We start from the raw sequence: 17,424 nt of genomic DNA, 5'->3' as shown, positions 1-17,424 counted from the left end.
TTGGTCACTAGAGACATACTTCAAGAGAATTGAATCGCCATGATGTATTTATTCTGCGCCTCTCCTACGACTTGAAAACCATGCTTTTGGTAGAGTGCAACATTATGCTCTAAACACCTTAAATATAAGGATGGTAATTGCATGGTTTTTGCGACATAGAGTGCAAACTCAATCAAGCCTTTTGCCACACCTTTTCCTCTATGATCGGGCGGTACATAAATACCATCCAACCAATAATGACAACCAACATATTCAGGCAATGCTCGCTGTTTTATCTCACCAGCTCCAACGAGCTTATTTTCCAGATGCGAAACAAAAGCCAAAGGCAAGGACGCTTTGTTTAGGCTTAATGACAATTTTTGAATAACACTTTCCAATGTGGCATCTTCGTCCACATGAGCCCATTCATCGAAGTACCACTTTGCAACAACAGGCACTTCATTGGGAAAGTCAACCAAAAGCGAAACCGTCATAAACCCTCGTAACAGACTAACATGGTGTAAAACTCAAGCTGCGTAATCATGCCAACCTTAACCCGTATTGGAACGGCAAGTTCCAGCTCTTTTTCATGAGAACAAACCTTCTTTTAAAACGCGAAAACTCGATTTTTTATTGAAAAATTGTCACCTATAGGACTCAAAAAAAACAGTAGATAACGGCTTACTTGTCAGTCTAATTTGCTCTTATTAAGCATTTTAAGGTAACGCATCTCGCCATGATCCACCATGAATGCCACTAAGAACATAAAAAAGTGCCTTTCTGAAAACATGAATAACCCTCTATGTAAAAGAAGACTGTCATGCATTCAACAAAGCCAATGGTTATATGAAAACCAAAAGGCTGAAATAAGCCAAAAGAAGGTTTCTTTATAGGTTCTTATTTGGCCTTTTCACCATAAAACGTCAGGCTTCAATCAGGGCATATTTTTGTTGATGCTCTAAGTAAAGAGCTTGCAACTCATCAATGCCCTTTAGGTTGCCCATTTCATCACGATAACTCAGAGTGTGATCAATCACCTCTCCTTGCCATTCGTTTTCAATTTTCAAGCGCTGAGGCGTTTGTTTAAATTCCTCTATAAAGTCATTGATGGCTTTTAATAAGTGATAAGAAGAAGGTTCGGCTGAGACCACCGCAGAATAGTAAAACGGCTCAGGCAAGATGCTGTCAATCACCTCTATCTTGTTATGCCAAGGACTGGCTGGGTTGACCGACGCCCAATGAAATATAGGATGATCGGATGCGAAAGCATCAATCGAACCATCGGCTAAAGCATCATGAATCCTTGATATGTCGCCATAAGCAATGAGATTCGACAATCTTATCTTGCCACCAGGTTTGTGCTCATTTTCTGCCCAGCGAAAACCCTGTTCTTCCAAAGTGGTTAAGGCGGCCGGATCATTGATCACCCCCAGTACCTTGCCTTCTAAATCAGACAGATGTTTGATTGAGGTGTCATTGGCTTGTCGACATAAAACAAACTTGAGATAGGTGTAAGTGTCTGAAAAGGCAATGCCTTGATAAAAATCACTGGGTGGTATCGCGCACCACACCACATCCACATTTGGTTGGCCTTTTTCTTTTCCTGCGAATAACAATTCGGTTAGTAGATCCCAAGGATGTTCTATGAATTCACATTTGACCCCCAACCAATCCGCAAAGGCTCTGGCATACTCTGCATCCATACCTTGAATAGCACCATTAGGAGAACGACGAAATGTCACCCCTACCAACGCAGGATCAACGGCAACGTAAATGACGCCACGCTTTTTAATTTCCGCTAATTTATCAAAGGAAGGCGTGTTGTAAACATGATTGGCTTTTAAAAATTGGTTAATGCCATCTTCTATCAAGTCACCCTCAAGGGTAAGGTATGAGTCTAGAGATTGCGTTATATCAGAAGCCCACCCCACCTTATTGATGGTTCGATTTGACGATTCTTTACTGGCTTCGAGTAATTCAAATACCACTGAATTGTGTCCACTGATGGTTTCTAGACGATCAGACATTTGAGTAAAACGCGTTTGAATGTCAGATAGGGAAGACGCAATTTCCACATCCAGAGTTCTGAGTTCCTGATCAACTGTGTTCATCGTTTGTTGGAGTGACTGAGTCATACTGGATAAGTCGATCAGTTTGACGGCTTCATTGGTTTGTGCCATGGTTTTTTTGGCAAGTTCACCAACCTCTTTCGCAACGACCGCAAACCCTCGTCCATGATCCCCTGCACGTGCGGCTTCAATGGTCGCATTGAGAGCAAGCAGTTGAATGCCTTTCCCTATGTCTTCGATATTGTTCAAAACTTTTGTCGCGCCTTCGGCTTTGGCGTCCAATTCATTACTAATGCGAGCCAGTTCATTACTGATGGCAAGGGTTCTTTGCTCAACCGACTGTCGAGTATTCTCTTTAATTTGGCTAGCACTCTTGGTGCTGGCTTCAATTTCTTGACGTGTTTGACTCAACCCAGTGCGTAAATTATGAGAACGAACGTCTATTTCCCGCATTAAACTGTCTTGGGCTTCCCCTGCTGTGCTGGCAAATCTGAGTAAATTTTGCAGAAAGTTTAGTGCACTAGAAACGCCGTGAGAAAAATTCTCAAGAGGATTATTCTGTTGAGTCGTTGCAGAATATTGATCTTCTGAAATGTCATTTAGGCGACTATCGTCAATAGCGAAATGAGGTGTTTTCTGTTTTTTAAATAATCTATTTAACATGTTATGACCTCTACAGCGGATGATGAACATACGATTGAGTAACTCAAGTAACTCATTAACCTAACGCAATATTCATGCCCATTCTGATGGAGAGAGGTTAGAAAAATAGCCATCAAACATCACATGGTTTGCTGGCGTTATCCATAGGATAGAAGCTTAGTAAACATGCATGCTAGATCACCAAAAAAGTGGCGTTGTGATTCTTATTAGTGCGTTTTTGGCTCCAACATGGGGTGGCCGTCGATCCAAGTCTGGGTGACATAATAGTCTTGGTTAAGCGCAACCAAGCTGGCTTGGTAGCCGACTTTAATACGACCAAGTTGATGGTCGAGACCTAAAAACTGCGCGGGTCGTAAGGAGGCCATTTGGAAAGCTTCTTGAGGGGTTCGTTTAATCAATTGTATGGTATTTCTAACGGCACTGGCCATGTCCAGATCTGACCCAGCTAAGGTGCCGTCGGCGGTGGTCACCTTACCATTTTTACGATGTATTTTTTGACCTAAAAATGGCAGTTCGGACTTGCTGGAACCAACGCTTTGTATGGCATCTGTGACCAGCATTATGTGTTCACAGCCTTTGGCTTGCATAGCGATATTCATGGTCGCAGGGTGCACATGATGTCCGTCGGCAATCAGTCCGCACCAAGTCTTATATTGGTTTTGCAAGGCTGCCCCAACCACCCCAGGTTCTCTACTTGTCAGGGGCGTCATGGCATTAAAGAGATGCGTAAAGCCACGTGCACCACAATGGACTGCCCTGATCGCTTCATCGTAGGTAGCGGCGGAGTGCCCAATGCAAACAATGGCGTGTTGTTTAACCAGTTTTTCAATAAAGCCATCGGGGACTTGCTCTGGCGCTAAGGTGACCATGAGTTTGCCATGGTTCGCGACATCGAGTATTTTGAACAGCTTTTCTTCGTTTGGCATACGAAGCTTGTCTTCGTTATGCACGCCTTTTCGAATCGGGTTCAGATAAGGCCCTTCATAATGTAAACCAATTATACCCGCCAAACCCTGTTGTAATGCCTCGCACACAGCGTCATGAGCTTGTGACATGACGTCATAGTCATCGGAAATTAACGTTGGCATCATGGCGACCGTGCCAAATTGAGCATGGTTTTTGACGATCACCTTTAAGGCATCCAGAGTGGGCGTATGGTTAAACAGAACGTCCCCGCCGCCGTTCACATGGACATCAATAAACCCTGGGGCCAGTATGTCAATGAGTTGCGTTGCTAACTGGGGATAATCAATGGGGGTAATATCCTGAATTTTACCGTTTTCTATCGTAACTTGCTGGTGGTTAAGCCATTGTTCACCATCAAATAGACGCTTCACCTTCAGTACTGTCATAAAGACGTTCTCCCAATCTGTTCTTTTGCCATTTTAATGGCACCATCCATAGCGTCGCCTTGTGGTGGACGTAAATAGGCTTGTATGTCATCGGGCAAATAAGGCGCTATTGCCTCAGAGACGCCCCCCACTAAGGCAATGCTCTGTGCGCCTTTGTGGATTAAGCAGGTTAGGTATTGGCTTATCCATTGCGCTTGTTCTGAGATAATTCGTAAAGCGATTGGGTCACCAGATTCGGCAAAATCAAAGACTTTAATGGCGAATGTACCGAACTCTTTAGGCAAGGGAGAGTGGTTTTGAAATTGCACATATTGTTCAGGGCGGTGACCAAAGTCGCGATTAATGGATTGGGTGAGAGCCGACTCAGGCAAGACGCCACTCAAGGCCGCAAGAGAGTACTCTAATGCACTCAAGCCAATTCGTGCGCCACTGCCCTGATCCGAAAGCGGAAACCCCCATCCCCCAACAATATCGAATTTCTTGTCAATATAAACAACACCACAGCTGCCCGTACCGACGATCATCAAACCGCCGTTTTCGCCATCAAACGCCCCTAAACAGGCCGCATGCGCATCGGTCAGTAGGTAACAACGGCCAAACGGAGAATGTTGAGATAAGATGAGCTCTTGCTCTAATGCTTGATTGACTCCAGCCAACCCCAGACCAATCGAAATATTTGGATAATCTTCTATGTCAATGTGCCCTTGCTTGCACGCTTCAAAGCAGGCTTCAAGAATATTTTGCCAAGCGCTTTCGATTCCGGTTCTTGGATTGCCAGAACCTCCCACCGCCTCTCCTAAGACCTGTCCATTGTGGTCGACCAGACGGGCTCGACAGAACGTCCCGCCCCCATCCACGCCCAGATAAAACTGTTTCATTTGCATCTCCTTATGTCAGCTCCTGACGTTGTTTCTCACACCAGACATAATAATCTTTTAATGACAATTGAGCGGCGGCATCTTGATCGAGTACCAAGCAAGCCTTGGCGTGTTGCTGTAATGCACTGGCTGGACACATGGCGGTGAGTGGGCCTTCTACCATGGCTTTTACAGCAGCGGCTTTTTTATGACCTGTCGCCAGCAATAAGATGTGTTTGCTTTCTAGAATGGTTTCAATGCCCATGGTTAAAGCGAGGTGGGGTTGATATTCACCATCGGCAAAGAAGCGCTTATTGGCTTCGATGGTGGATTCCGACAAAGATTTAATTCGGGTGCGAGAACGCAGACTGGAAGTAGGCTCATTAAAACCAATGTGGCCATTTTCGCCAATCCCAAGCAGTTGTAAATCAATCCCGCCAGCCTCTTGAATGGCGTTTTCGTAATCTTGAGCGTTTTCCACTAATCGCGTTTCATCAAGTGACGCCGCCATAGGAAGGTGGGTGTTGGCTAAGTCGATATCAATATGATTGAAAAGGTAATGCTTCATAAAATGACGATAGCTTTGCGGATGAGTGTCATCAATACCAATGTATTCATCCAAATTGAAGGTGGTGGTGTTTTTAAAGGAAGCCTGACCTGCTTGAACGGCATTAATGACCTGCTGATAGGTGCTAATGGGGGTAGAACCTGTGGCCAACCCTAAAACAGGTCGGCTTTTTTTGCGCACCGTCTCTAATAGAAGGTCAGCGGCATACTGAGCCACCTGATTGGCAGTATCAAGAATGATAACTCGCATAAGTCAATTCCGAAAAATAAAACCAATTTAATACCAAAAAAACCAAAAGTGCAAAACGAAATGCATCACCTGATTATTTTGGTTTGACATTTGCCCATTATTGGCGATATCTTGAAAAAATAACAATACCTAAGAAATACCAATGACGAAAATGACACTAAGAGAACAACAAAACACAATCGGAGAGTTATCATGCGAAAAGTATGTTCCGCTTTACCTAGTTACAAGCTAGCCTGTTTTGCCACATTATTGTTGGCTGGCATGGCCCAGGCTTCGGACACCTTATATGTCGAAAGCTGGAGAACTGACGACGCAAATATATGGTCTGATACCATTATTCCCGCTTTTAACAAGCACCATCCAGACATCAAGATACAGTTTTCCCCCACCCCACCGACCGACTACAATTCCGCCTTACAGGCAAAGCTCCAAGCAGGCTCAGCTGGCGACATCATTACTTGCCGCCCCTTCGACGCTTCGTTGCAGCTTTTTGACTCTGGTTACCTTGAAAAGCTAAATGGCTTAAAGGGTTTGGAAGACTTTTCTGATGTGGCGAAAAGTGCTTGGGTAACAGACGATGGTCGTGAGCAATTCTGCTTGCCAATGGCGTCTGTGATCCACGGTTTTATTTATAACAAAGAGATTTTTGAAGAACTCAATCTGACGGTGCCAAAAACACAAGACGAGTTTTTTAAAGTATTGGCCAAAATCAAATCAGAAAGTCGTTATACCCCGTTGGATATGGGCACCGCCGATCAATGGGAAGCGGCGACAATGGGCTTTCAAAACATTGGACCTAATTACTGGAAAGGAGAAGCCGGTCGTAAAGGTCTGATTGATGGCACCGCTAAGCTAACGGACCAAGCGTATGTGGATACTTGGAAAGAGTTAGCAAAATGGAAACCTTATTTGGGGCGCGGTTTTGAAGCCCAGAAATATTCAGACTCACAGAACTTATTTACGCTAGGTCGGGCCGCCATTTACCCAGCGGGGTCTTGGGATATTCAAACCTTTAATAATCAGGCGGACTTTGAATTTGGTGCCTTTCCACCTCCCGTCCTAAAACAAGGTGACACCTGCTATATCAGTGACCACACAGACATTGGCATGGGCATTAATACGGCTTCGAAGCATAAGGAAGCGGCCAAAATTTTCTTGAATTGGATGGCTTCCGCCGAGTTTGGGGAATTGTTTGCGAATGCAGTGCCTGGCTTCTTCCCACTGTCAAATCACAGTGTTGCGATAAAAGACCCTGCGGCACAAACCTTTATCAGTTGGCGCCAACAGTGCGAATCCACGATTCGTAACTCGTATCAGATTCTTTCTCGCGGTACACCAAATCTGGAAAACCAACTGTGGAACGTCAGTGCTCAGGTCATTAATGGCACCATGACACCAGAGCAAGCGGCCACTGAAACTCAACAAGGATTAGAACAGTGGTACGGACCTCAGCAGTAACATGAATCCTTGATAGAAAGATCGCTGATAGAAAGATGACAGAAAGATGGCTGAATCAGCCGCAGTTCTGTGAAATGACAAGGAGACGACCAATGACGTCGCCTCCTTGTCATTTATTGATGAGAGTGAATCATGATGTTTTCCAAACGTACTAAAGAACACAAACCTTTTCCATGGCACCTATGGGGGTTTCTTGGGCCAGGTTTACTCATTTACCTTACCTTTAGCGTTTACCCTCTTCTCGACACCCTGATTCTCAGTCTTTATGAGGAACAGGCAGGGCAAAGCGAGTTTGTTGGTTTAAAGAATTTTATCACCTTGGTAACGGATGAGAATTGGTCCTCTGCTTTTTGGAATGCATTGTCCAATAATCTTCAGTTTTTTGCCTTTCATATGCTGCTACAGAATCCGATTGGACTGTTATTAGCCGTGTTGCTGAGTTCCCCTAAGTTAAGACTGGCCAGCAGTTATCGAACCCTGATTTTTATGCCAACCATGCTGTCTGTGGTGATCATTGGTTTTGTTTGGCAACTGATACTCAGCCCCATTTGGGGAATTTCGGAAGAGTTTTTATACAGCATAGGTTTAGGTCAATACTTTGATGCCTGGCTGGGCAAAGAAGGCAGTGCGCTGGTGACCTTAAGCTTTATTTCCGTTTGGCAATTTGTTGGCATTCCGATGATGCTGATTTACGCCACCTTGTTGAATATTCCAGATGACATTATTGACGCCAGTACCGTGGATGGCGCAAGCCCCATGCAAACCTTTTTCCACATAAAATTGCCGTTGATTTTACCGACCATTGCGATGGTGTCGATTTTAACCTTTGTGGCCAATTTTAATGCCTTTGAACTGATTTATGCGGTAAAGGGAGCGCTCGCAGGTCCGAACTTTTCGACCGACCTGTTGGGGACCTTTTTCTACCGAACCTTCTTCGGGTTTCAGTTGCAACAAGGTAGCAGCACAATGGGCGCGGCGGTGGCGACCTTGATGTTCCTAATTATCTTGGTGGGTGTGATGCTGTTCTTGTTTTTTATTCAGCGTCGTATTCAACGCTTCCAGTTTTAAAAGGGCCCAATCATGAAATTAATGCAGGTTTTTTTACCTAAAAACACCTCGGCAGGCCAGATGTCTAAGAGTGTGACCGTTCATGGGATCTTACTCGCCTATACCGTCATTGCCTTGTTTCCTATCTTGATTGTCATTATGAATGCCTTCAAAGACCGTAAGGGGATTTTTCGTGATCCATTGGCCCTGCCAACCAGTGAGACATTTTCACTGGTTGGATTTGAACAGGTGCTGTTGCGTTCTGACTTTGGCTTGTTTGCTTGGAACAGCTTGCTGGTAACCGTCTTGGCGGTGGGCTTGGTGATTTTGTTGGGGGCCATGGCCGCTTGGGCACTCACTGAGTACCGTTTCCGGATGAATTTGCTGATTACCTTTTTGTTTGCAATGGGCATCATGATTCCGATTCGCCTGGGTACGGTGAGCATCTTGCGACTGATGGTCGACCTTAATCTAGTCAATACACTGACCTCCTTGGTGCTGGTGTACATAGCGCAGGGCTTACCCTTGGCGGTCTACATTCTCTCGGAGTTTGTCCGCACGATTCCAAAAGAGCTAGTGGAAGCCGCACGATGTGATGCGGTCAGCGAATACCGTATCTTTTTTAGCATCATCTTGCCTCTACTGAAACCTGCAATGGCAACGGTGGCCGTGTTCACCATGATCCCGATCTGGAATGACCTTTGGTTCCCCTTAATTCTCGCCCCGAGTGAAGAAACAAGGACGATTACCCTAGGGGTTCAACAGTTCGTGGGCCAATATGTGACCAACTGGACATCGGTATTAGCGGCGCTGACGATGGCCATTGTTCCGGTTCTGATTCTCTATACCATTTTTTCTAGGCAGTTAATCCGTGGTCTGACCAGCGGCGCGGTGAAGTAGTCGTTTTATTGCGACTAGAAGGATTTAATATGGCAAATTTACAACTGAAAAATATTCAAAAACGCTTTGGAGATGTCCGAGTTCTTCATGGCATTGATCTTGAGGTCAAAGAAGGGGAATTCGTTGTTTTAATTGGCGAATCCGGATGTGGAAAATCCACCCTGCTGAGGCTGTTATCAGGGTTGGAAGAGATCTCAGAAGGCGATTTGATGATTGATGGTCAGCGAGTCAACACCAGCCCCCCTGCCAAGCGTGGTGTGGCAATGGTGTTTCAGTCTTACGCCTTATACCCTCATATGAATGTGTATAAGAACATGGCGTTTGGTCTCAAAATCGCAGGTCAAAATAAAGCCTTTATTAAGAACAAGGTGTTAGAAGCGGCCAAAAAACTCAAAATCGATCACCTTTTAGAGCGTTTACCGCGTGAATTATCCGGTGGTCAGCGTCAACGTGTGGCAATTGGTCGGGCGATTGTTCGAGAACCTAAAGTATTTTTATTTGATGAGCCTTTATCGAATCTGGATGCGTCTTTACGGGTACAAACACGAGTAGAGTTGGGTAAGTTGCATCAAGAGTTACAGGCCACGGTAATCTACGTCACCCATGACCAAACAGAGGCCATGACTCTGGGCGACAAAATTGTGGTGATGAACAAGGGACGCATTGAACAGGTCGGCGCCCCACTTGAACTGTATCATCAACCAAAAACACAGTTTGTGGCGGGTTTTATTGGTTCGCCTAAGATGAACTTTTTAACGGGGAAAATCCATCAACAAGGTCCTGAGTCGACGCAAGTCATGTTAGAATCCGGTCGCATTATTAGCGCATCGGTTAACAGCTCAGAGTTGCATCAAGGGCAAATGGTGACCATAGGTTTGCGTCCCGAGCACTGTACTCAAGCCTCTCTGGACAATCCTTTGACAGGCTCTGTTTCTCTCGTTGAACATCTTGGTGAAGTCTCTTATGTCTATATGGATTTGGGAGACGAAGGCGAGCTGGTAACAAAAGTAGACGGGGATCAGGCTTTTCAGGCGGGAGACACCGTCTCCTTTGGTATAGAGCCTCACAAAGTATACGTTTTTGATGCCAATGGGGTGACTTTGGACAGAGTGACGAATGAATAAAGTCACCTAGAAACGGGGGACTCGGTCATGAATTTAACAGTGGCATGGAGTGTCGATTCAGGAAATACATTATGACGATACATAGAGTGAACGACCTTTTTGGTCCATCTGATGCCCTTAAAAAGAAGGGCATCCCACTGTATATTCAGGTAAAAAATGCCATTCAAACGGCCATTGCAGAAGAAAGATTAGGGAATGGTGACGTATTACCGCCCGAAAGAGATTTGGCGAAATATCTGGATGTGTCCCGAGTGACGATTCGTAAAGCCATTGATGAACTGGTAAAAGAAGACGTTCTGACACAACGTCAAGGCGCCGGAACCTTTGTCAGTGAGCGAGTAGAACAACCGTTAAATCACTTGCGCAGCTTTACCGAAGTGATGCGCGACAGAGGCAAAGAAACCACCGCCAAATGGCTTGATCGGTCCCTTGGTGTGCCCCATGACGATGAGCGCCATGCCTTGCAATTGTCACCCGAAGAAGAAGTCGTCCGTTTTTATCGTCTGCGCTATGTGGATGGCAAGCCAATGGCGCTGGAACTGGCAACCGTGCCCAGTCATTATCTGGATAACCCCTTTGCCATTGAAGGCTCTCTGTATGAGATTCTAGAAGCACAAGGCCGACGTCCCGTCAGAGCATTTCAGCGCATTCGAGCCATTACACTGGACGATAATCGCGCCCAATTATTGGATATTTCTGAACAGGCTGCGGTGCTGTATATTGAACGAACCGGTGTCGATAAAGAAGGCACACCGGTCGAATTTACCCGTTCTTGGTTCCCAGGAGACAGCTATGACTTCGTGGCGGAAATTCATGACACTCATTGATAGGTCAAAGGCATAAGCCAAACAGATATGATGTGGATTCTGAGTCACTGAGAATGTATGAATCTGAGTATCTTTTCGTTCTTAGACTCTATATAGGTGCTGGAATCAAACTGTCCCCCCACAGATTCAATCATGGCTCTTGATGCTAAATTGCTTTCATAACAATGGACATGTACTTCAGAAATGTCCATTTTATAGGCCTTCACTAAGGTTAAATCTAATATTTTCCGACCATAACCTTTGCCACGCATAGACGGTCGTACACCCACTCCTATATGACCACCAGCAAAGCGAAGTGAATCATTTAAAACGTGTCGTAAATGAGAGCAAGCGACCATCTCATTATTTTCAATCAGCCAGAAAGTGGTATTCGGCACAAGGGAATCCGGTAACGTTTTGCCTTCAGAATAATGCTTTAACAGAGTCACATAGTGAGCAAAATCAGAATAATCAAACGTCAGCGGATAGGGATAAGGGTCTTCATCAGCAAGCTCTTTAACATAGCGATAAAAACTCTCTTCATACTTTAAACTGGGCGTGACTAACATACACCATCCTTGTCGTTAAATTAACGCATGTTACCAGTGAATTTTGAGTGGCAATTGAGGGTGAAAATCTTTCCATTTCCCACACACTCCCTCGCCTAATGTCATTTCGACGAGATGCTCATCGCCTCTTTCAACGCTTAACCTATCAACCGATGACAAGCTATCTAAGGTGTCAGAGAAGGCTTGTGCGGGAACCAAGAGTGTCACTTCAGCAAGGGTTCGCAACGGATTTGCATCTATACTGCGTTCTACTGGTGCCATAAAAGGCACATACACGCACAAAGGCTCGTGCAGACGATTTGAATTATCCCCTACATGGAACGCATTCGGCGCGGGAAAATAATCGGCTTGATAAGACCACCCCTTAAAAGGCCTAACCGATTCCGACCCACTGATTCGAGTCAGAACCACACCAAAAGGTGACGTCTCAGGCTGTGCCACTCGCTCCGCTAAATACATCTCCTTAGCTGGGCCATTTCTGGCTTCCTCCACATCTCGCAGATACAAGATCTCCAACATGCCATTAGCAAACTCAAAACGACGATTCGAGGTTCCCTGCCCCTTGTGATCCCGGCGAAAACTTTCTTGCAGACCAAACGCCACCAACAAATCTCCCGCTTGCTCAGGCTGATCAGTCAATATAAAGAAATGATCCAACTCGAATCTCATATAAGGTACCGATTCCTTAGTAAATGCATGATTGGTCCATGTAATCAGGCCGTCAAACAGTTTAATTTACAAACAACAAGCTTATGATATCAACAACTTAGCTCTTTCTTATCTTCAACATTCTCGCTTTGAGACTTGTGAACCACTCGTTGAATCAAAACGCTCTTCAGACAGGCATTTACGTTTGAGAATGCAATATGAAAAAAACCACTAACCTTGCAGCCTTCTCGCCCAATTGCCATTATGAAACTGCTCGCAATTTTCTTCCGTATCGTAAAACACATGACCTTGAATATTCTTAACCTTAACCCCTAAAGCGTTAAATTCAGCATGAATTTGCCTTTCAAGTTGGCGACTCAAAGGAGACACGTTAAACGCCCCAAGATGCTCATTGGTGTCAAACACACACACCACCTTCAGACTCTCCGGAAAGCGATCATAATTCACACTGTGAGTTAACCACTCAAAGCCATTAAGGCTTTTCAACGCCGATTCACACACATCAGTCAGGGCTAAACGGATTTGATTATCGAGTTTCTTATCGGATTTACGCATAATACTTTGGGGTCATGGGTCCGTTAGAATTTAATTTAACTCTGACCCTAATTATTTACTTTAATTCATGCATAGCTTGTTTAACCGAGTACTGGTCTAAAAAAGCTACGCTCATAGCTAATAATGCAGTCCACTTGATCGGCAAATTCAAAAGCTTTAGTACACTCAGGATCATTTAGAGACTTAGTGCGATAGTCTTCATAAGCTGACAAACTTTCAAACGTAAAAAGCGCCAAAGCTACATTGTTTGCGCCTTCCGATGGCAGAAAGTAGCCATTATGTTGACCACCAAATTTCTCAACAAGTGGAATCCACATTTTCGCGTACTCTTCGAACTCTTTGACCTTCTTTGGATCTATTACATACCTAACATAACAAGTAATCATAAACATTGATTCCTTCAAATTGTTTGATTTTTTTGGGCTACGCATAACGCCTACATAAAAGGTCGACCGATAGGAAGGTCCAGTGCAACAAAGTGGAACGATTTTTGATCGTGTTTGTTATACGCCATAAGTTTGTTTAGCTGAATCTATTTGACTTTCCTCGGTGGTACCACTGACCAAGTAATAAGCGGGTGCAATAATTGGACTACAGCTTGTCACTGATACCAAAATAATACCCTTGACGGGAAAAGTTCTGCCGACTACAGGCTCCACTAAGCTGAAAAGGCTGGGGTATTCTTTACATTGAGGCGTGAAATATCTGGCGCGGCCCTTGATTTTAAAACCTTTCTGTTTAAAAACGTGAATAAAGCTAACACATACGTGTGGATTTACTTTTAGATTCGCTACACTATTTGGTGACGCAATATCTGCTATTACAAGTTCGTCATTGTCTGAGTATGTAAATACCTCTTTTGGTGAGCAATTTGGCTCTCCTTTTTCATCAGAGGTCGCTAGCCAGCACAAAACGCTTTCTTTTATTGATTGTTTAACTTCTTCCGTTAGCATAGAAATTCAATCCTCGAAATCCGCGTTGATGCGTTTGTGATATTAAAAATCTTCTCGGGCTTTTAGTTCGGTAAAGTCACTCATAACCCATTTTTTATAACCTGGGCGAGTATTTAGAGCCTTGTACCAACTATCTACCTTTTCAGGTAACTCTATAGTTAGCCCCTGTGAAATTAACCTATAGATAACGGCACCAACGACTATATCAGCAAGGCTTATGGATTTACTTGCCAAATATTCAGTTTGATAAAGCTGCTTTTCAACAACCTGTAAGCAATTTATGCAAGTTTCCAAATCTTTATTTACCGCTTCCATATCACGCATACTTTCAGGTTTTCGATAATACCCCCAAAAAGTACCCATAAATGCTGGCTGAAAGATAGTTTGTGACCAATCTAACCACCGTTCATACAAAGATCGTTCGTAAGGACAGTTAGAATACCATGTACTATTTCCATAGCTTGCGACTAAGTACCTTAAAATTGTGTGTGATTCCCAAATGGATTTATCACCATCAATTAGTACTGGCACTTTTTTCATTGGGTTTAATTTAACAAAATCTTCTGTATCTAACCCGCCAAAACGACCGCCAAGTTCAATGTGTTCATAATCAACATCTAGTTCTTCAAGTAACCAAAGAATTTTTTGTACATTAAATGAAGTTGTACGGCCAAATAATCTCATTGAACTTCCCTTTACATATAACGCTTGTGTATGAGGCGAGTCCTGCACGCAGCGCGTGCGTACATGACACATTTGTTATAAGCCAACATATGCAAGAGCCTTGTTTGATGACTTAAAAGAAGTAATATTTTGATTATGCTTAACTTTGTTTCCCACGAGGACAAAGTTAAAACCAAGTTGTTCACAAGCTTTTTTATCCCAGATGCCGTCACCAAAATAGGTGCATGGATAATTTTTGCCTCTTGTGGCTTTAGACGCTGCATGTTTCATTATTTCGGTTCTTGATATGTGATCATTCGATGAGGAAATTATTAGAGAATCAATGTCTATTCCTGCCGAGTTTAGCTTTAAAACAGCACTCTCATACCAGCCCCCAGTGGCAATAGAAATTATTACATTACTCATTGATTTAAGAAGCGACAAAAAAGATTCTGCACCAGGTATTTCTTGAATTGGCTGAGAAGCGATAGAGTGTTCTAGTTTCGCAATAAAGATCCGCTTTATTTTGGCCTCAGTCTCTTCTTTATTCGGAATTCCATTCATCTCAAAAACTTCCTGAAGAATCCCTGAATCCGTAACGTGGTGATAGCGTCCCCAATCTGCATCTAAGGCAATTCCCGTAACCTCTTTGACCGAATCACAAAAAAGCTCTGAGTCCAAGTCATATGATTCAACTAATGTACCATCAATATCGAACATTACATGATGCAACTTGGACACCTCTTTGGCTTATAACGCCCCGTACAGGGGCCGACAAATAAGCGCAGCGTTTTGGCGGTCCCAGCGACCAACGGGAGCGACTGCTGCGGTTTGTTATGCATTCATGACCTCAATAAACCACTTGGGCTGCATTTCATCAAAGTCCGTCCGAATGTTGGATGGCAGATAACTCGCTGAATCCAAAACAAACTCTTGGCCCTCCTGGCGCTTAAAAACAACCCAATGCCAGAAATTTTTACCAGCTTCCTGATGGTGCTTGATGGACAATAGTGCCAAATCAGGCAGACAGCCCCAAGATTCAAAAGGAATTTCATCAGGAGACGTCTCTACTCCGGCGCTGGACAGCATCCCCCTAACATATTGGGTATCGGACCACAGCGATTTATCTTCGGCATAGATATCCATAGCGTTCGCTACGGCCTTCATTTCCGAGTAAGTTTTGCCCAAAACATTAGCCACCGACGCAATTCCGCAACCTGTAGGTTCTTCCTGTATTACGGGCTTTAGCACCGTCTTCTCCTTATTGCATAACGCCCTAATAATGGGCAAAAAATTGTTGGCTAAAATGTTGAGGAACGAAAACAGCCAACTGTTTTTTGTCCTTATTAATTAGCTTGTTATGTTTACAGTACACCAAAATCTCGTCGGATTTTTTTAGCAATTCCATCTAAATCAGGAAACATAGTCATATCTGTAACCCCTAGCTTTCTTAATTGGTTTCTTAAAGGGGCTTTAGCCTCTTTGGGAATAATAATAACAGCCATGTTTACCACATCTTCTTGAGGAGCAAAACCTTCTTCAAGAGGCTCGAAACTTTTGTGATTATCCTTTTGAGGGAATAAAGTAAAACAGCCTTCTTGCGCTAAAATTCGATCATTTATGACCACAGGGTGAAATGCTTTGATGCTTTTATTGCATTCTACATCTACTAGGTCTGGGCTGGGTGACCATGACTGTGGAGTAAAAACATAAACCTTTCCGTTTTTATCATCATGCTCAGCATTTTCGATGGCGAAATATAAAGCTTTGAGTGGATTTGTTGACCAATCTAATAACCTTGTTGGAACCCCATGATGTTGCGCTTGAATCATCCATTCTATTTGTGAGGCGGGTTCTCTATCAATATGCCTTAAAGCATACTTTTTAAACTCCATTAGTAAGTGTTTTTCAATGCCTTTCCAACCGTCATAGTGCCTAACTGGTAATTCTTTAGGTTTAAGTCTAGCAATCGATGGAATCAACTCCCACTCGGAATTCCCGTGACCACGAAACATTTGAGCACTTGGATGATGTTCAAGTTCTTCAAGGTATGAAATTATCGTTTCAACTTCCAATTGACGCCTCTATTAAGGTAAATATAACGCCGCATTAAGGTGTGAGCAGCGCTTGGCTATACTTGAGCGAAGCGAAACTGCCAAGCGTTGCGAATCACTCTTAAATGCTTTGTTATATGCGTGCTAGACATTACCACTGTCAGACGAATTAAAGGAAAACATCCGCACTTCATCACGAGGAAACCAACCCAATTTTTCATAGAATGATTGAGCATTAAGGTTTTCATTGGCTACAAACAGATGAGTTTTCGCTATACCCATTTTCTCAAGAGCATCTACTTCAGATGATATCAGTTTGGCACCAATACCTTTACCTCGACAGATCGAGTCGACCGCCAAGTGTTGCACGTAACCTCGACGACCGTCTGTACCCACTAAGATTGCACCAACAATAATGTCACCATCTAAAGCAACAAAGCTGAGGTTTGGGTTGCGTTCTAAGTATTTGCCAATGTTCTCTCTAGAATCTGCGTCACGCAACAACATGGCTTCTGTTTGAGACCATAATTCAATTACTTGAGAGTAATCTGAGATATCCATTTCTCTAATCAATGCTATTTTCCTTCTGAGCATATAACATTTTAATAGTGCGCATGCGCGTTTAGACAACTCAAAGACTTTACCAATACCTTTATAAATAACTGATAAAAAAAGTTTTTATCAAGATATCAACAAAATCCAAAACTGGAAAAACGAGCATGCGCGTTTACACATTTATCCACGGCCTGTTATTTTTGCTGCGGATATTCTTATCCATTGATACTAAAAGACTTTTTATTTTTCTACTAGCGCAAACGCGCAATACTGTGATTATTTTTTAGGCTAAACGAGCCAAAAATTGGCAACCAAAAAAATAAACTGTATATTT

General features: G+C 43.6%; 20 protein-coding genes. 5 read left to right on the top strand and 15 right to left on the bottom strand.

Annotation, left to right across the window (positions count from 1 at the left end):
- Positions 1-20: 20 nt before the first annotated feature.
- The 5 genes from MAR181_RS05610 to nagB all read right to left on the bottom strand — a co-directional run bounded on the left by MAR181_RS05610 (position 21) and on the right by nagB (position 5,737).
- The gene (locus MAR181_RS05610; RefSeq protein WP_013795632.1) at positions 21-473 is read right to left on the bottom strand and encodes a GNAT family N-acetyltransferase; all 453 of its coding nucleotides are present in this window, start codon (positions 471-473) and stop codon (positions 21-23) included.
- A 429-nt stretch (positions 474-902) separates the two neighbouring features.
- Positions 903-2,711 carry a methyl-accepting chemotaxis protein gene (locus tag MAR181_RS05605; RefSeq protein WP_013795630.1) on the bottom strand — a complete coding sequence of 603 codons (1,809 nt, stop codon included), beginning with the start codon at positions 2,709-2,711 and terminating at the stop codon, positions 903-905.
- 206 nt (positions 2,712-2,917) lie between these two features.
- Positions 2,918-4,063 (bottom strand): N-acetylglucosamine-6-phosphate deacetylase, encoded by a 1,146-nt coding sequence (gene nagA, locus MAR181_RS05600; RefSeq protein WP_013795629.1) that lies wholly within the window; start codon positions 4,061-4,063, stop codon positions 2,918-2,920.
- A complete protein-coding gene (locus MAR181_RS05595; protein WP_013795628.1) occupies positions 4,060-4,941 on the bottom strand; it encodes a glucosamine kinase nucleotide-binding domain-containing protein in 882 nt (293 codons plus the stop codon). Before MAR181_RS05595 ends, nagA begins: the two co-directional genes overlap by 4 nt.
- 10 nt (positions 4,942-4,951) lie before the next feature.
- Positions 4,952-5,737 (bottom strand): glucosamine-6-phosphate deaminase, encoded by a 786-nt coding sequence (gene nagB, locus MAR181_RS05590; RefSeq protein WP_013795627.1) that lies wholly within the window; start codon positions 5,735-5,737, stop codon positions 4,952-4,954.
- Positions 5,738-5,929: 192 nt separating this feature from the next.
- Here nagB and MAR181_RS05585 point away from each other — a divergent pair, with 192 nt between their 5' ends.
- The 5 genes from MAR181_RS05585 to MAR181_RS05565 all read left to right on the top strand — a co-directional run bounded on the left by MAR181_RS05585 (position 5,930) and on the right by MAR181_RS05565 (position 11,093).
- The gene (locus tag MAR181_RS05585; RefSeq protein ID WP_013795626.1) at positions 5,930-7,195 is read left to right on the top strand and encodes an ABC transporter substrate-binding protein; all 1,266 of its coding nucleotides are present in this window, start codon (positions 5,930-5,932) and stop codon (positions 7,193-7,195) included.
- A 132-nt stretch (positions 7,196-7,327) separates the two neighbouring features.
- Positions 7,328-8,263 (top strand): carbohydrate ABC transporter permease, encoded by a 936-nt coding sequence (locus MAR181_RS05580; protein ID WP_013795625.1) that lies wholly within the window; start codon positions 7,328-7,330, stop codon positions 8,261-8,263.
- Between the two features lie 21 nt (positions 8,264-8,284).
- Positions 8,285-9,142: a carbohydrate ABC transporter permease gene (locus MAR181_RS05575; protein ID WP_425357353.1), complete on the top strand. Its 858-nt coding sequence runs from the start codon at positions 8,285-8,287 to the stop codon at positions 9,140-9,142.
- A gap of 29 nt (positions 9,143-9,171) precedes the next feature.
- Entirely contained in the window at positions 9,172-10,266 is a 1,095-nt protein-coding gene (locus MAR181_RS05570; RefSeq protein WP_013795623.1) for an ABC transporter ATP-binding protein, read from the top strand.
- Between the two features lie 71 nt (positions 10,267-10,337).
- A complete protein-coding gene (locus tag MAR181_RS05565) occupies positions 10,338-11,093 on the top strand; it encodes a GntR family transcriptional regulator (protein ID WP_013795622.1) in 756 nt (251 codons plus the stop codon).
- Between the two features lie 44 nt (positions 11,094-11,137).
- On the opposite strand, the gene MAR181_RS05560 is transcribed toward MAR181_RS05565, so the two are convergent.
- The 10 genes from MAR181_RS05560 to MAR181_RS05515 all read right to left on the bottom strand — a co-directional run bounded on the left by MAR181_RS05560 (position 11,138) and on the right by MAR181_RS05515 (position 17,108).
- A complete protein-coding gene (locus MAR181_RS05560; RefSeq protein ID WP_013795621.1) occupies positions 11,138-11,641 on the bottom strand; it encodes a GNAT family N-acetyltransferase in 504 nt (167 codons plus the stop codon).
- A gap of 30 nt (positions 11,642-11,671) precedes the next feature.
- On the bottom strand, positions 11,672-12,310 hold the full coding sequence (locus MAR181_RS05555) for a hypothetical protein (protein ID WP_013795620.1): 639 nt from the start codon (positions 12,308-12,310) through the stop codon (positions 11,672-11,674).
- A 210-nt stretch (positions 12,311-12,520) separates the two neighbouring features.
- Positions 12,521-12,865 carry a hypothetical protein gene (locus MAR181_RS05550; RefSeq protein WP_013795618.1) on the bottom strand — a complete coding sequence of 115 codons (345 nt, stop codon included), beginning with the start codon at positions 12,863-12,865 and terminating at the stop codon, positions 12,521-12,523.
- 80 nt (positions 12,866-12,945) lie between these two features.
- Positions 12,946-13,251: an NIPSNAP family protein gene (locus MAR181_RS05545; protein ID WP_013795617.1), complete on the bottom strand. Its 306-nt coding sequence runs from the start codon at positions 13,249-13,251 to the stop codon at positions 12,946-12,948.
- Positions 13,252-13,368: 117 nt separating this feature from the next.
- Positions 13,369-13,818 (bottom strand): pyridoxamine 5'-phosphate oxidase family protein, encoded by a 450-nt coding sequence (locus MAR181_RS05540; protein ID WP_013795616.1) that lies wholly within the window; start codon positions 13,816-13,818, stop codon positions 13,369-13,371.
- 42 nt (positions 13,819-13,860) lie between these two features.
- Positions 13,861-14,502 (bottom strand): glutathione S-transferase family protein, encoded by a 642-nt coding sequence (locus MAR181_RS05535; RefSeq protein WP_013795615.1) that lies wholly within the window; start codon positions 14,500-14,502, stop codon positions 13,861-13,863.
- Positions 14,503-14,577: 75 nt separating this feature from the next.
- Positions 14,578-15,222 carry an HAD family hydrolase gene (locus tag MAR181_RS05530; protein ID WP_425357351.1) on the bottom strand — a complete coding sequence of 215 codons (645 nt, stop codon included), beginning with the start codon at positions 15,220-15,222 and terminating at the stop codon, positions 14,578-14,580.
- A gap of 93 nt (positions 15,223-15,315) precedes the next feature.
- Entirely contained in the window at positions 15,316-15,732 is a 417-nt protein-coding gene (locus MAR181_RS05525) for a hypothetical protein (protein WP_013795613.1), read from the bottom strand.
- Between the two features lie 113 nt (positions 15,733-15,845).
- A complete protein-coding gene (locus tag MAR181_RS05520) occupies positions 15,846-16,556 on the bottom strand; it encodes an FRG domain-containing protein (RefSeq protein ID WP_013795612.1) in 711 nt (236 codons plus the stop codon).
- 123 nt (positions 16,557-16,679) lie between these two features.
- Positions 16,680-17,108 (bottom strand): GNAT family N-acetyltransferase, encoded by a 429-nt coding sequence (locus MAR181_RS05515; RefSeq protein WP_013795611.1) that lies wholly within the window; start codon positions 17,106-17,108, stop codon positions 16,680-16,682.
- Positions 17,109-17,424: the final 316 nt, after the last annotated feature.

The sequence above is a fragment of the Marinomonas posidonica IVIA-Po-181 genome, from assembly GCF_000214215.1.
Classification (GTDB): Bacteria; Pseudomonadota; Gammaproteobacteria; order Pseudomonadales; family Marinomonadaceae; genus Marinomonas; species Marinomonas posidonica.
The sequence above is the reverse complement of the archived record's forward strand: the minus strand, read 5'-3'. Positions and strand labels throughout refer to the sequence as shown.